At 61.8% G+C, this 15048-nt stretch carries 14 protein-coding genes; 7 read left to right on the forward strand and 7 right to left on the reverse strand.

The features are described 5' to 3' along the window. Window positions 1-56: 56 nt before the first annotated feature. Together M3P21_RS05760 and glnE are read right to left on the reverse strand one after the other, a co-directional pair. On the reverse strand, window positions 57-332 hold the full coding sequence (locus M3P21_RS05760; RefSeq protein ID WP_249707619.1) for a hypothetical protein: 276 nt from the start codon (window positions 330-332) through the stop codon (window positions 57-59). Next, entirely contained in the window at window positions 316-3114 is a 2799-nt protein-coding gene (gene glnE / locus M3P21_RS05765) for a bifunctional [glutamate--ammonia ligase]-adenylyl-L-tyrosine phosphorylase/[glutamate--ammonia-ligase] adenylyltransferase (RefSeq protein WP_249707621.1), read from the reverse strand. Before glnE ends, M3P21_RS05760 begins: the two co-directional genes overlap by 17 nt. Before the next feature lie 176 nt (window positions 3115-3290). Between glnE and M3P21_RS05770 the strand changes: the two genes are divergently transcribed. The 4 genes from M3P21_RS05770 (at window position 3291) to M3P21_RS05785 (ending at window position 5543) form a co-directional block, all read left to right on the forward strand. Beyond that, a complete protein-coding gene (locus M3P21_RS05770) occupies window positions 3291-3734 on the forward strand; it encodes a DUF2852 domain-containing protein (RefSeq protein WP_249707623.1) in 444 nt (147 codons plus the stop codon). Window positions 3735-3807: 73 nt separating this feature from the next. Beyond that, window positions 3808-4245, forward strand: a complete 438-nt coding sequence (locus M3P21_RS05775; protein ID WP_249707755.1) for an RDD family protein — start codon at window positions 3808-3810, stop codon at window positions 4243-4245. Between the two features lie 73 nt (window positions 4246-4318). Next, window positions 4319-5140, forward strand: a complete 822-nt coding sequence (locus M3P21_RS05780) for an arginyltransferase (RefSeq protein WP_249707625.1) — start codon at window positions 4319-4321, stop codon at window positions 5138-5140. A gap of 4 nt (window positions 5141-5144) precedes the next feature. After that, window positions 5145-5543, forward strand: a complete 399-nt coding sequence (locus tag M3P21_RS05785) for a VOC family protein (RefSeq protein ID WP_249707627.1) — start codon at window positions 5145-5147, stop codon at window positions 5541-5543. Window positions 5544-5577: 34 nt separating this feature from the next. Here the strand turns inward: M3P21_RS05785 and M3P21_RS05790 are convergent, their stop codons facing one another. The 4 genes from M3P21_RS05790 to M3P21_RS05805 all read right to left on the reverse strand — a co-directional run bounded on the left by M3P21_RS05790 (window position 5578) and on the right by M3P21_RS05805 (window position 10821). After that, window positions 5578-5961 (reverse strand): YrbL family protein, encoded by a 384-nt coding sequence (locus tag M3P21_RS05790; protein WP_249707629.1) that lies wholly within the window; start codon window positions 5959-5961, stop codon window positions 5578-5580. Between the two features lie 361 nt (window positions 5962-6322). Next, complete coding sequence (locus M3P21_RS05795) at window positions 6323-8677, reverse strand: TRAP transporter large permease (RefSeq protein ID WP_249707631.1); 2355 nt, start codon at window positions 8675-8677, stop codon at window positions 6323-6325. A 17-nt stretch (window positions 8678-8694) separates the two neighbouring features. Continuing rightward, window positions 8695-9630 carry a TRAP transporter small permease subunit gene (locus M3P21_RS05800; protein WP_249707633.1) on the reverse strand — a complete coding sequence of 312 codons (936 nt, stop codon included), beginning with the start codon at window positions 9628-9630 and terminating at the stop codon, window positions 8695-8697. A 105-nt stretch (window positions 9631-9735) separates the two neighbouring features. Further along, a complete protein-coding gene (locus tag M3P21_RS05805) occupies window positions 9736-10821 on the reverse strand; it encodes a TRAP transporter substrate-binding protein (RefSeq protein WP_249707635.1) in 1086 nt (361 codons plus the stop codon). A gap of 245 nt (window positions 10822-11066) precedes the next feature. On the opposite strand from M3P21_RS05805, the gene M3P21_RS05810 reads away from it, so the two are divergent. From M3P21_RS05810 to M3P21_RS05820, 3 genes are all read left to right on the forward strand, one after another. Next, the gene (locus M3P21_RS05810; RefSeq protein WP_249707638.1) at window positions 11067-12497 is read left to right on the forward strand and encodes a cache domain-containing protein; all 1431 of its coding nucleotides are present in this window, start codon (window positions 11067-11069) and stop codon (window positions 12495-12497) included. Then, entirely contained in the window at window positions 12494-13141 is a 648-nt protein-coding gene (locus tag M3P21_RS05815; protein WP_249707639.1) for a response regulator transcription factor, read from the forward strand. Before M3P21_RS05810 ends, M3P21_RS05815 begins: the two co-directional genes overlap by 4 nt. A gap of 100 nt (window positions 13142-13241) precedes the next feature. Further along, entirely contained in the window at window positions 13242-13598 is a 357-nt protein-coding gene (locus M3P21_RS05820) for a hypothetical protein (RefSeq protein ID WP_249707641.1), read from the forward strand. Between the two features lie 258 nt (window positions 13599-13856). Here M3P21_RS05820 and M3P21_RS05825 read toward each other — a convergent pair whose 3' ends face one another. After that, window positions 13857-14720 (reverse strand): HalD/BesD family halogenase, encoded by an 864-nt coding sequence (locus M3P21_RS05825; protein ID WP_249707643.1) that lies wholly within the window; start codon window positions 14718-14720, stop codon window positions 13857-13859. Window positions 14721-15048 lie beyond the last annotated feature (328 nt).

The raw sequence follows: 15048 nt of genomic DNA on the forward strand, positions 1-15048 counted from the left end.
GGCAACTGTGGGACGATTTGGGTCAGCTCAGGAAATTGTTGCGCAGGTGTGGCCAATCAGCCGCGCTCGCGAGAGCGCCACCCGCCCCGCCGTTTGGGGGATTGGGCGGCGGCCCGCCCCTGAGACAGCACCTCGGTCATCGGGTGATCTGGATGGTCGGTCGCGAGCCGGTCATGCAACGAGCGCAGCGCGGTTTTCTGGTCGATCCCTTCAGGCAGGCTCAGCGCCCAGTCGAGAAAGATGCTGCGGCATTCCGGCGGGGTTATCCCGTCGATGCGATAGGCTTCCCGTATCAGCCCCTTGGGGTCCAGAGGATCATTGCCGCGTGCCATCTGCGCCTTCCGTCACTGCCGCCGAGATGATCCCGGCATTTGTTTCATAGGCCGCCGCCAGCGCGGCCTGCAATGTGTCGATCCGGTCGATCCCGCTGCTGCGGCACAGGAACGCCACACCGCCTTGACCGATCTTGTCGCTTTCGATCGCCTCGCCCGACAAGAGCAGCCGCGCCGCCGATTGCACCGACAGAAATAACGCGTAGCTGTCCAGCATTTGCCGCGCTTCTGCGACATTCAACCAACCGGCAGCGACCGCGCCGTCCAGTCCGGCACCCACATCGCGCGCCGGGCTGCTGGACAGAAGCGCGCCGGTCTGCGCCATCAATTCGATATCCAGCATACGGCCCGGCCCGGTCTTGGCATCCCAAAGCCCCGACGGCGTCTTGGCCGCAGCCAGCCGTGCGCGCATCTCCGACACTTCGGCCAGAACTTTTTGCCGATCCTGCGGTTGCTGCAGCAGCGCGCGGCGGAAATCCTCAATATCAGCGCCCAGCCCCTCATTGCCCGTGACAACCCGCGCCCGTGTCAGTGCCAGATGCTCCCAGACCCAGGCCTCGTTGCGCTGGTAATTGGTGAAACTGGCCCAGCTTGTCGCCACCGGCCCCTGATTGCCCGAGGGGCGCAGGCGCATATCGACCTCATAAAGCCGCCCCTGCGCCATCGGCGCGGTGAGCGCGGTGATCAGCGCCTGGGTCAATCGCGCGTAATAGGTCCGCGCCGCCAGAGGTTTCGGCCCGTCCGAGAACTCGACCTCCTCGGGGTCATAGATCAGGATCATGTCGAGGTCCGAGGCGGCGTTGAGCAGCCCCGCCCCCAGCGATCCCATGCCCAGAACCGCCACCCCCCGGCCCGGCGCGGGACCGTGCTTGATGGCAAAATTCCCCATCACCACGGGCAGCAGCGACCGGATCACGGCATCGGCAAGATCGGCATATTGCGCTGCGGCAGTGGCGCCATCGATCAGTCCGCGCAGGTGATGCACCCCGATCCGGAAATGCCATTCCTTCTTCCAGCGCCGTGCCAGATCCAACTGCCGTTCATAATCGCCCTCGCCTGCGAATTGCGCCAGCAGGTCCGCCTGCAGCGCTGCGCGCCCCGGCCAGGCATCAAAGAAACTGCCGCCGATCACCGCGTCAAACACGGCGGAATTGCGCGACAGGTACCCCGCCAGTTCCGGCGCGGTGCCGACAATGTCGATCAGCAGGTCGATCAGGTGCGGATTGGCGTCGAAAAGCGAGAACAACTGCACCCCGGCTGGCAGCCCGGCCAGAAATCCATCCAAAGCCATCAGCGCCTCTTCGGGCTTGGTGGTGCGGGCCAGACGGCTCAGCAGTTCGGGCCGGAGCCGGTCGAAGATCCGCCGCGCCCGCTGCGAGCGCAGGGCCGGATAGGTGGTCCAGCGCGCCAGTACCGAGGCGTCAAAGGCGATCTCGGGCTGCGGTCCGGCGGCAGGGCTGGCATCGGGGGCAAAGAAGTCCTCGGTCAGTTCATGCACTTCGGCAAGGCGCTTGGCCAGGTCGCTGCAGAGCGCCTCGGGCGTGGTGCCCATCAGGCAGGCGACGCGGGCGATCCCGTCTTCGGTCTGGGGCACCTTGTGGGTCTGGTTGTCATGCACCATCTGGATCCGGTGTTCGACCTCGCGATGGGCGCGGTAATGCGTGGCCAGCTGATCCGCCACCTCCTGCGGCACCCAGCCCTTGGCGGCGAGCGCCTGCAACCCGTCCACCGTACCGCGCTGGCGCAGATCGGCATCGCGTCCGCCTGCGATCAACTGCCGGGTCTGGGTGAAGAATTCAATCTCGCGGATGCCGCCGCGCCCCAGTTTCATGTCATGTCCGGGCACTTCCAGCGCACCGCCAGTGCCCTTGTTCTCGCGGATGCGCAGGCGCATGTCATGGGCGTCCTGGATGGCGGCGAAATCCAGATGCCGCCGCCAGACAAAGGGGGTGAGCGTTTTCAGAAACCGCTGTCCGGCCTCCAGATCACCGGCACAGGGCCGCGCCTTGATATAGGCCCCCCGCTCCCATGTGCGCCCGAGGCTTTCATAATAACGTTCCGCCGCCTCCATCGCCATGCAGACGGGCGTGACCGCCGGATCGGGACGCAGTCGCAGATCGGTGCGGAACACGTACCCTTCGGCGGTCTTGTCGCTGAGCGTGGCGCAAAGGTTGCGGGTGGCTTTCACCATACCCTGCCGTGCCTCGAAGAAATCGTCAGGGTCATAGCGGGTTTCGTCAAACAGCACGATCAGGTCGATATCCGAACTGTAGTTCAGCTCATGCGCGCCCATCTTGCCCATGGCCAGAACCACCATCCCGGCGGCCTCGGCGATATCGTCCGCGCTCTGGCCGGGCAGTTTTCCGCGCCGGATCAGCGCTGCGATCTCGGCCTTTGCCGCCAAATCAACCGCAAGCCCGGCGAAATCCGTCAGCACGGCGGTGACCGTTTCCAGAGGCCAGGCCCCGCTCAGATCCCCCAGCGCGGTCAAAAGCGCGATGCGTCGTTTGGCCTGCCGCAATCCGGGTTTGATCTGATCGGGCGGCAGAGCTGTGCAATCCTGCATCACCGCCTGTATCGCCGCATCGGGCTCGGCCAGCGCTTGCGGCAACCAAGCGGCCTCTTGCGCGATCAACCCGTTGAGATAAGGGCTGCTGCCCCCGGCCCCGGCGATCAGTTCCGCATGTTCAGCGCTCAGCCCCGGAAACAAGTCCCGCGCCTCCCGTCCCAAGTCCGGGTCAAAGGCGCGCGGCAGGCGGGTGATCTTGAGTGCGGGTGCCATGATCGCACGTTGCACAGCGATTTATGTGTTCGTCAACGCGTAAAAGCAGGAAAAAACAGGCGAATCCAACCGCTATGTAAAAATCATTCACATTACCTCTTGCAATGCCCCCTATCGCACCCATCTGGTAGTATGTGAAAGCGATTTACATCCCCTTGATCTGGAGAAACCCAAAAATGAACACGATGACCGAACCCGCCGTTTCCCCCTCGAACCAGGGGTGGTTTCAGAGGACCGAAGCCTGGATGGACAGCAAGGGCAAAGGCGCCTGGATCGCCGCGATGGTCCTTGGGTTCATCTTTTTCTGGCCTGTCGGCCTCGCCCTTCTTGCCTATATGATCTGGAGCAAACGCATGTTCAGCAAATCCTGCCGCCGCAGTGCCGCCTGGCCCCGCCACGGTATGCGCGCAATGACCCCCACCGGCAACAGCGCCTTCGATTCCTACAAGGCCGATACTCTGGCCCGTCTGGAACAGGAACAACACGATTTCGAGACCTTCCTGGAACGCCTGCGCGAGGCCAAGGACAAATCCGAGTTCGACCAGTTCATGGATGAACGGACCCGCGCAAATCGCGACAATGCAGATCGCGACAATGGCGACGACGACAGCGCCGCCTGAACCCGGTAAACTCGGCACAACACAGCCCCGCCACCCCCGGCGGGGCCCCTTCATGCGCACAGATCAGAGTATCATGACCCACCTGCCCAACCCGCATTACCAACCGGAATTCTATGCCTCGGTCCCCGCAAAACGGTTCTTTGCATGGGTGTTCGACAGTCTGCTGATTGTCCTGATCAGCCTGATCGCCATTCCCTTTACCGCCTTTATCGGGTTGTTCTTTTTCCCGCTGCTTTATCTGGTGATTGGCTTCGTCTACCGCACCGCCACCATCGCGGCGGGCTCTGCGACCTGGGGCATGCGGTTCGTCGGTGTCGAGTTGCGCGACAATGACGGCACCCGGCTCGACCCCGGACAGGCGCTGGCCCATACGGCGGGCTACACGATCTCGATGGCGTTTCCGGTGCTGCAGGTGATCTCGATCATCATGATGCTGACCGGGGAACGTGGACAGGGGCTGAGTGACACCGTCCTCGGCACCGTCGCCATCAACCGCCGCGCCATCGCCTGAGAGCGCAATCCCTTCTTGGCGGGTCCAGAATCGGTTGCTATCATCCCTGCAAGCCATTGTTTAGGGATCATTCATGCGCCACACGCTGCCAATAGCGCCTCAATTCTACGTGACAGCCCCGCAACCCTGCCCGTATCTCGACGGGCGGATGGAGCGCAAGCTGTTCACGGCGCTGCAGGGTGAAGGGGCCGACAGCCTGAACAATGCCCTGTCGCAGCAAGGATTTCGACGCTCGCAGAATGTTCTCTACCGACCGTCCTGTTCCGATTGCGCCGCCTGTCTTTCAGCCCGTATTGATGTGCGCGCGTTCGAGGCCAGCAAAGGGCAGAAACGCACAATGCGCCGCAACCGGGCGCTGGAGCGGCGCGCGACCTCGCCCTGGGCCACCGACGACCAGTACGAATTGTTCCGCACCTATCTCGACACCCGCCACGCCGATGGCGGCATGGCCGATATGGATGTGTTCGAATTTGCCGCGATGATCGAGGAAACCCCGATCCGCAGCCGGGTGATCGAATATGTCGACAAGACCAGCGGCGATCTGACGGCGGTCAGCCTGACCGACGTGCTCGAGGACGGGCTGAGCATGGTCTACTCCTTCTACGACCCGGACCAGCCGCAAAACTCGCTGGGCACCTACATGATCCTCGACCATATCAAGATCGCGCGCGAGGCGGGCCTGCCTTATGTCTATCTGGGCTATTGGGTGCCCGGCAGCCCAAAGATGGGGTACAAGGCGCGGTTTTCCGGGCTTGAGGTCTATCATCGCGGTGCCTGGCAGAAGATGCACGATCCCAAGACCTATGAGGCCGACACGCATCCGCTTTCGACCGACCCGATCGCCGAGCAGGTCGCCAATATCAGCCTGCCCGACCGCTGGCCGACCCGTAAGTGACGCAATGACCCAACAGCTTTTCGCGACCACGCTGGTGGTGTCCGACTATGATGCGGCGATTGCATTTTATGTCGGCACGCTGGGCTTTACCCTCGATCAGGATGTGGATCTGGGCGGCGGTAAGCGATGGGTGCGGGTCACCCCGCCGGGAGGCAGCGCCGGCTCGTTGCTGCTGGCCCGAGCGGTCGGCCCCGAACAGGAGGCCGCCATCGGCAACCAGACCGGCGGGCGTGTTGGCTTTTTCCTGAGTACCGACGATTTCGCCCGCGACCATGCGGCGATGACCGCGGCAGGGGTGCATTTCGAAGAGATCCCGCGCAACGAACCTTATGGCACGGTCGCCGTTTGGCGCGACCCGTTCGGCAATCGCTGGGATCTGATTGAGTTCAAGTCATCACAGTAGTGCACTGATACCAAATAATTTTCAGACCTGCGCCTCAGCGCATGGACGCTTCGGCGATCGCAACGAATTTCTCGCGAACCCGGTCGAGCCTGCGGTGGTTCAGGCGGCGCGACCAACGACGCGTAGGGATGGTCTGTTTGCTGCCGAAACTGTCGATCCAGACCCACCTCCCGGTTCCGTCCGGCCAGGTCTGGTAGATCACATTGCGCGGATTCTCGTTGCTGACAACCACATGTTCCTCGGACATCAGGTCAAAATGCCGGTGCAGGTCGTCCACATGCTGTTGCGTAATGGCCCCGCTTTCGGCGAGGTCCAGCAGGCAGGGCGACAACTGGCCGTCCGGCTCGGCAATGCGCTCATAGACGAGGGCAAGGCCCAGGTCGGTCTGAACGACCCCGTGCACCTCGCAGATTGGCAACTCGAGGCTCCCCCCTTGTGGCGGGCCATCAATTCCAGCGATTCACGGAACTCGCGCATGAAGCCCTTATAGCCGGTGGAACGGCGAAAGACCGCATCGAACCAGGTGTCGCCCAGAAGATTTGCCTGCGCATCCATGGTATGGGATTGCGGTATCTTGAGAAGCGTGTTCGCCACCTCTGGGTGTTCATAGACATATTGCCGGTTTCCTTGCGCAATCACGTCGCAATCCGACAGCTTCAGCAGGTTTTCTGAGTGGCTCGTTTTCATCCGGCCAAATTATTGGATTTTATACCCTATGCAAGGCGCGCTGTGACGCGAATATGAAGGCCGGGTCCGGCCTTCTCTCCTTGATTGGCGGATCAGTTCGGGATCAGATCCGGCACGATCGTCACGATGGACGGGAAGAACCACAAGATTCCGATTCCCACCACCTGAATGATCACAAATGGGATGATCCCGCGATAGATATGGCCCGTCGTGACCTCTTTGGGTGCCACACCCCGCAGGTAGAACAGCGCAAAGCCGAAAGGTGGTGTCAGGAACGACGTCTGCAGATTCACCGCCACCATGATCGTCACCCATTTCGGATCGAATGATCCGCCATAGATCACCGGCCCCACGATGGGGATCACGATGTAGATGATTTCGAGGAAATCCAGCACGAAGCCCAGTACGAACAGCACCAGCATCACGATCAGGAAGACAGTGAATTCGTTGTCGAAGCTTTTCAGGAATTGCTGGATGTAATGCTCGCCCCCGAATGAGATCACCACAAGGTTCAGCAGTTGCGAGCCGATCAGGATGGTGAACACCATCGAGGTCACCTTGGCCGTTTCGCGCACCACCGGGGTCAGAACACCCCCCGCGAATAGAACCCAGCAGCCAAAGAGCAGACCGAACAGCGCATAGAGATAGGCGGCATAGGCCAGCAAGAAGGCGATCCAGCTTTCGACGCTGACGCTGCTCTGGTTGATGCGCAGGTCGAAATTCACCCCGATCAACACGCAGATGATGATGGCGAAGGTCGACCAGATGATCACCATGCCTGACCGGCCCTCATCCTGCAGCCTGCGATAGGCCGCCAGCATGATCGCCCCGCCTGCCCCCAGTGCCGCGGCAGGTGTCGGATTGGTGATCCCGCCCAGGATCGACCCCAGCACCGCGACGATCAGAACCAGCGGCGGAAACACCACCCGGATCAGCTCGTTCCGCGCGGCACGGATCGCAGCCTCGCGACAGCCATAAAGCGCCACCAGCAGCGGCACGGCCATGATCAGCGCCGTCGCCCCGGCAGAGGTGAGCGGCGAAATGAACAGCACATCGACCAGAACGATCAGCAGCACCCCGATGGCTCCGACGATCAGCGGTCTGGCATCGCGCGAGGGCGCAACACCCCGGCCCAGCATCAGGGTCAGGCCCAGCAGCACAATGATGACGGCCATGCCTGTTCCGATCGGTGCAGCCGCATCGATCTTGACCTGCTGGGCTGTCGCGAACTCTTCCTCGCTCAGACGCTGGCTTTCGGCGACACCGCCGGCGTCGGTGATGGCGGCCTGCTCGACCACGGCCGCGTCCCAGGCCTGCTGCCCGTGTAATTCGATCATCGAGGCCTGGCATTGCTCTGAAACATTGGTGCGCAGGCTGGCGCCCTCGCCAATATCCGAGAAGGCCGAAATGGTGGTGTTCTGCGACCCGATGACACCCGCGCTGGACAGCAGGATCACACCCGCGATCAGCGCCAGAGGCGCACCCAGGAACCAGGTCAGGCCCTCGGCCCGGGTGATCGGCTCGTTCCCGGCATCGCCCATCGGCACTGCGGGGGCCTTGTCGGGGTTCAGCATCGCATAGCCAAAGGCATAGAGCGCATAGAGCAGCGCCAGCATGATCCCCGGCAGCAGGGCCGCCTGAAACAGCGTGCCGACCGAGACCACCGCAGGCTCGCCCAGATAGGTCAGCGCATCGGTGCAGCCCGCCGCCACGGCACGGCTCTCCTGCGCGGCGGAATAAAGATCACCCGCCAGCGTCCCCAGCAGCACGATCACGATCGAGGGCGGGATAATCTGCCCCAGCGTGCCCGAGGCCGCGATCACCCCGGTAGCCAGCTCCGGCGAGTAGTTGTTGCGCAGCATGGTCGGCAGCGCCAGCAGACCCATGGTCACCACGGTTGCGCCGACAATCCCGGTCGAGGCGGCCAGAAAGGCGCCCACAACCACAATCGACACCGCCAGACCACCGGGCAGCGGGCCAAAGACCCGCGCCATTGTGGTCAGCAGATCATTGGCGATCTTCGAGCGTTCCAGCGTGATCCCCATCAGCACGAACATCAGAACCGCCAACAGGGTCTCGATGGATTGCCCGGCCAGCACACGCTCGTTGATGCGGTTGACGATAAAGGACACGTTGCGGTCCATCGCGGTTTCCCAGCCGTTCACAAAGACCGGCTCGGCAATGCGGGGCAGTTCGGGAAACCGGAAGACCGACACGGTATCTGGATGCACCCCGGAACTGATCAGATCGCGATAAAGCACCGACGAGGTGTCGATGGCCTGGTGGATCAGCAACCCGGCACTGTCCAGTGCGGCAATGATCCCGAACGAGATGATACCGGCCCCGCCGATGGCAAAGGCCACCGGAAAGCCCGACAGGATACTGCCGAAGAGGCAGAAGAAGACGATGATCAGGCCGATTTCGACGCCATCAAGACCGAATAGCATGGTTCAGGTTCTCACTCTCAATGGACGCCTTCAAAGGCTTCTTCGCCCTCGCCAAGGGTATCCTTGTCGAGGTATTTGTTCTCGCTGTCCTGCCCTTCGACGAATTCCAGCCACGAGCGGTAGAAAAACGCGATGGCCTGGATGAAGACCAGCCCGGCAAAGGCCACCAGCAGAATCTTGAACAGGAAATAGGCCGAGAAACCGCTGGGGCTGAAGCCGATGGTCTCGACGTTCCAGCGCAGCGCGCGCGCCTTCGCCACCAGCCGCTCCAGCGTGTCGCTGGCCGAAGGTTTCGGCACGATCAGGTGCCGCCACAGGAAGAACCAGCCATACATCCAGACCAGCACTGCCACCGGCACCATGAAGAACAGCGATCCGAACATGTCGATCACCTTCTTGGTGCGGAACCTGACTGCCGCGTAGATCAGATCGACCCGCACATGCCCGCCCTGCACGAATGTGTAGGTCACGCACAGCGCGACAATCAGCGCGTTATAGAGTTTCAGCTGTTCGGCGTACCAGCTGATATCGAACTGCATCGGAATACCGAACCCCATCACGATATCGGGGCGGGTAAAGATCCGCTGCATGAACACGATGACGATCTGCTGCAGCACCATCAGCAACCCGGCCCAGGCAAAGAAGCGCCCCACCGTGTTGGCAAACCCTTCCATCACCCGCACGCAGCCCCACATGAAGGGACGGTGCCACATACCAAACGCGGTCAGCACCAGCACCAGCACGGTGACGGCAAAGAAGAACTCGACCGAGCCGCCGTAATAGACAAAGCGCATCACCGCCTCTTTGTCCGACCAATTCAGCCAGAGCATCGGGTGCGTGACGGCGTAGCCTATGTTGTAAAAGGCCTCGGCCAGGTTTTGCAGCACCCAGAGCACGCCGTTTCCGATTGCGGAAAATGCCGACCCGAGACTTGCGGATTTGACGTCCTGCATTGTGTCCCCCGATACGTCCGTTGCCGACCATCTTGCCCCGGCAACGTCGTTGGATCAAAAGGAAAAGCCCCGTCCTGCGGGGCTTTTCCGGAATGTGACCGTGGCTCAGCCGCCCAGCACGCGCACGCGCTGTTCGACATAAAAGGCATCCGACTTGCTGAGCCAGCCCGAGGATTCCGCCATCGAGGTTTCATAGCTGGAGCGGATTTTCGCGAACAGCTCGTCATCCATGTACTCGTCCAGCACCTCTTTGGACGCCGACCCGAAGCCGTCCCAGACATCGTCGGGGAATTGCAGCGTCTTGACGCCCTGCGCCTGCAGCCGCGACAGCGCCGCGCCATTGCCCGCCAGCGTCTGCGCCAGTTGCCAGTAGGTCGTGGCATAAGAGGATTGCGTCAGGATCGAACGCTGCTGATCAGTCAGGTCGTTCCAGACATCCAGGTTGACCGACGCGGCCAGCGCCGAGCCCGGCTCGTGGAACCCGGCAGTGTAATAGACCTTGGCGACCTCCTGGAAGCCGGCGCGTTCATCGGCCAGCGGGCCAACCCACTCCAGACCGTCCAGCGCGCCCGATGACAGCGCCTGATACAGTTCACCGCCGGGGATGTTCTGCACCGATGCGCCCAGCTTGGTCAGCACCTGGCCACCCAGGCCCGGCATCCGGAATTTCAGCCCCTTGAAGTCATCGACGCTGTTGATTTCCTTGCGGAACCAGCCACCGGACTGCGACCCCGAATTACCTGCGATCAGACCCTTGAGGTTGAAGATCGACCCCAGCTCGTCATGCAGTTCCTGACCGCCACCATGCAGGTACCAGTTGGTAACCTCCTGCGCGGTGCCGCCGAAGGGAACCGACGTGAAATAGGCATAGCCCGGATGCTGGCCGACAAAATAGTAATCCGCCGAGTGGTACATGTCGGCCTGACCCGACGACACCGCGTCAAACACTTCAAGCGCACCAACAAGTTCGCCCGGTGCTTTCTTGTCGATGGTCAGCTGGCCGTCAGACAGCTCGGACACGGTTTTTTCCATATAGCTGGCAGCATCGTCCAGCACGGCAAAGCCGCGCGGCCACGAGGTGACCATGGTCAGCGTACGCTTGCCCTGTGCATAGGCCGGTGCGGCCAGCGAGGTGGCAGCAGCGGCAGCGCCACCAGCGGTCGATGCCTTCAGAAATGAGCGGCGATCCATTACGTTATTCCTCCCAGAAGAATTTTTGTCTGCCCGTGCGGACAGAATGTTTCAGTGGCGCCAGAGTAACCAAGACCTCAGGCAAGGAAATACCCATGACTGCGTAGAAAGCGGGAATTGCGGTTCAAATTTGCGCCTGTATCGCGGCCAATCCGCGTTTTGCCCGCAAAGGCGCTGCTGGTGTCCGGGAGATGCCCGGACCATGACCTTTGCATCCCGGCCGATTCTTGCCTATCGATTCGGTCATGCAATGGCTGCGCACGCTCTTTCGTCCGAACTATGCCCAGAAACTGTCTCTGCTGGCGACGCTGCCGCTGATCGCGGCAGTGGCGGCGATCGCACTTGTTGTGTCCTATCAGTCGCGCAGGCTGGCCGAACGCGAAATCGCGCAGCTGGAACATCAGCTGATCGAGGCCAAGAAGGCAGAATTGCGCAACTATGTCACTCAGGCGCGCAACGGGTTTTATTTCATCTATGGGTCAGCCGCCCCCGACGATCAGGAGGCCAAGGATCAGGTCGCGCAAATCCTGTCGGCGATGATCTATGGCGACGAGGGGTTTTTCTTTGTCTACGACTATGACGGCAACAACCTGGTCAGCCCGCGCCAGACCGACATGATCAACCGCAACTGGGTGGGTCTCACCGACAGCGACGGCACGCCGGTGGTGGATGAGTTGATCCGCATCGCCCGGCAAGGCGCGGGATATCACACCTATCTGTGGCCGAAACCTTCGACCGGGGACGAAGCGCGGATGATCACCTATGTCACCTCGTTTCCCAGTTGGCGCTGGGCGGTGGGCACTGGCGTGTTCATCGACGACGTTCTGGCTTCGGTCGCCGCCGCCCGCGCCCAGGTCGAGAAACGCGCCCGGGCCACCTTCTACTATATCGGCGGCATCACCCTGATCGCGCTGCTGGTGGTGTTCCTCAGCGGCATGGTCATCAATATCCGCGAGCGCAGGCTGGCGGATGCCAAGCTCAAGGCCCTCACCCAGCGGGTGTTCGACGCGCAGGAAGAAGAACGCGGCCGGGTGGCCCGCGAGTTGCATGACGGGATCAGCCAGATCCTGGTGGGCGTACGTTACGCGCTGGACAATGCCAGACGGCGGCTGATGCGCGGCGATGGTGGCGGCGCGGCACCACCGCTGGAAAAAGGGCTCGACAATCTGGGGACTGCCATCACCGAGGTGCGCCGGATCAGCCGCGACCTGCGCCCCGGCGTGCTGGATGATCTGGGCCTCGGTCCCGCGCTCAAGGCGCTGACTGATGATTTCGGCGAACGCACCGGGATCGAGACCGGGTTCTCCACCGTCGTGTTCCGCAACCGACTGGATCAGGACAGCAAGATCGCACTCTACCGCATCGCGCAAGAGGCACTGACCAACATCGAGCGTCATTCCGGCGCCACCAGCGTCAGCATCGACCTGCGCGGTCACAAGAAAGGCGCCACCATGCGGATCGCCGACAATGGCCGGGGCCTGCCTCAGGACCGGCGCGGCGCGGGTCTGGGCCTGCGCAACATGCAGGAACGGATCGAACAGCTTGACGGCACCCTGCGCATCCTGTCATCACGCGGCCCACGCAGCGGCACCGTGATCGAGATCGACCTGCCGCTGAGCCACCTGCTGCCCCCCGAGGAAGAGGTGTCGCCGAAACAGAGAAGTGTGAGCCCATGAGCGAGACGCCCATCCGCGTTCTGATCGTCGACGATCACCCGATGGTGGCCGAAGGCATCCAGTCGATCCTGGAAAGCTATGACGACATCGCCGTGGTCGGCACCCTGAACACCGGGCAGGAGGCGGTCGATCAGGCGCTGGCGCTGCAGCCGGACGTGATCCTGATGGACCTGAACATGCCCGGCGTGGGCGGCCTGAGCGCCACCGAGATCCTACTGGAGCGCGCGCCGACCATGCGCATCCTGATCCTGTCGATGCATGACAGTTCCGAATACATCTCCTCGGCGCTCAGCCACGGCGCGATGGGGTATATCCTCAAGGACGTACCGACGGATGAGATCAAACAGGCCATCGACGCGGTGATGCGGGGCGAGCGATACCTCTGCACCGGGGCCAGCGGCTCGCTGCAGCCCAAGAACGGTGAGACCCGCGAGGCGCTCACGGGACGCGAACAGACGATCCTGCTGCAACTGGCGCAGGGAAAGTCGAACAAAGAGGTCGCGATTGCACTCGACATCTCGGTGCGCACGGTCGAGACCCACCGCAAGAACATCAAACGCAAGCTGGGCATTTCCTCGACCGCCGGCCTGACCCGCTATGCTTTGGAGCATGGGGTGTTGCAGGGGACGGGCGGAAGGTTTTGAGACCGTAACAACACGCGGCTCTTGCCACGAAGCAGACACCTTTATTGGCTATGCCGCCCCCATGTACCTGAGATTTGTATATGCAAGGCCAGTCAATAGCATGAGCGCGCGCGAGGGTTTCTTTCAGGCCGCAAGTGAAGTTGTCAACAATCCGCTTGCAGATGCCTTAATAGTTGCGCGAATTGACATGCTGCGAGAATGGTTTGCCGATCACCTCGAAGTTCCCAACCGCTTTTCCAGAAGTAGTTCGAAAGGGTACTACCTTAGAGAAACAAGAGGTTTGAGCTGGTTCAAGCCGACTGCAATCGAGCACATTTCAAAAGCATTTGAGTTGAAGAGCATCCTGGAAGAGTCTGGCTATGCAATTGACGTGCTGAAAGAAAATCGCATCGGCTATGTGGTCTACGAAGACGAACACCAAATCATCGCGGAACCTTTCGCTGAAACATCAAAGTGAACCGATAGGTGACGGAACATGCGCGTACTGAGGGGCCGGTGCGTGGTTTTGAGAATGGGATGAAGCGTCGGGTACGCGCATTGCGCGGATCAAAGGCCGCCGCGCATCGCCGGGCCGCCCCCCGGCACGGCGATTTGGCTGGCCACGCGCGCGACATGGAAGTTCTGCGGATTGGGCGGATAAAGTGCCCGGAAACTCACGTCAGATCGCCGCACCACGGCCCGCCGATGCGCGGCTTGGCGCGACCTCCACAAAAGCTCAATCCAGCAACTGATCCTCGCGCCGCCCGGCCCGTTCGATATGGTGTGGCAACACGCGGCCATAGAGCTGCTTGGTGCGCTCCACCCCGCCGCATATGCCTTCGGTCTCGACAAAAGAGAAGATACCGACATAGCGCTTTCGCTCGCCCTCAACCCCGGTGACGCGGTGCAGCGAATGGCGGCCTCGGAAAATCTGCAGGTCACCGGGCTGTAGCTCCAGTTGACGCACACGCCGCCGGTCACCCTCCAACACCCGCGCGACACCGGCGAAATTCTCGTCCGTCGGGCTGCGCAGGCCCGGGACGTATTCGAACTCCCCACCCCCTTCGCCATTCTGGATCGCCAGTGTCACCGTGTAAGTGTTGGTGTCGAAATGCCAGGGGAACCCCTGCCCTTTCTCGACCACGTTCACGATCACATCCGCCAGCGGATCATCATAGCGAAAGAACCGCTCTTCGGGCTCGCCCAGCACCTCGCGGATGAAGGGCAGGAAACCGGGATCGTCATAAACCGTCCTGAGCGGACCGGTCTCGACAAAATTATCCGCCGGGACAAAGGCGTTGGAACGTTCATAGAAGCGTCGCACCGGATGGGAGGCGGGCAATTGCGGGTCGTCCCGGGTGAAATAGGCATTGGTGCGGTTGAACGACCGATGCGCCGCAGGGGCTGCGCGTTCGGCCTCAGCCGCCAGCGCCGCGACGCCCGCCGCATGGGCAAAGCCCGGCAGAACGGCGCAGCCATCCTCGGCCAGGTCCTTCTGCAGGTCCGAAATCAGCCGCCGCAGCGCCTCGCTGCCCGGACAATCCAGCGGGTATCGGCCCAGATCCACGATCTCATGCAGGTCCATCGCAGGCTCCATCATTGTCCCCGCCCCCAGACTGGCACCGCGACTCGCCCCGTTCTGGCCTGTTTCAGACAGCGAAATGACGGTTTTTGACGTAACCCCTGTGCGTTCGGGCACAGCCAAACCGCCCTGATTGCACGAAATGTCCCAGAAAGAGCGCCGCGCGCAACAAAATGTCGAAAAACCGGTCGTGACGGCATGATTTTCATCTGATTGCCTGTTGACGCCCCCCCGAAGCGCACATAATGTCCGATCGCAGCTAAAGGAGCCTCGGGATCATGACGACCCTGGTAGTCATCGTAGGACACACGCGCATGGGCCGGTAACGGTAGACCATAATCGAACC

Source organism: Ruegeria spongiae (assembly GCF_023502395.1).
GTDB classification, from domain to species: domain Bacteria; phylum Pseudomonadota; class Alphaproteobacteria; order Rhodobacterales; family Rhodobacteraceae; genus Ruegeria_C; species Ruegeria_C spongiae.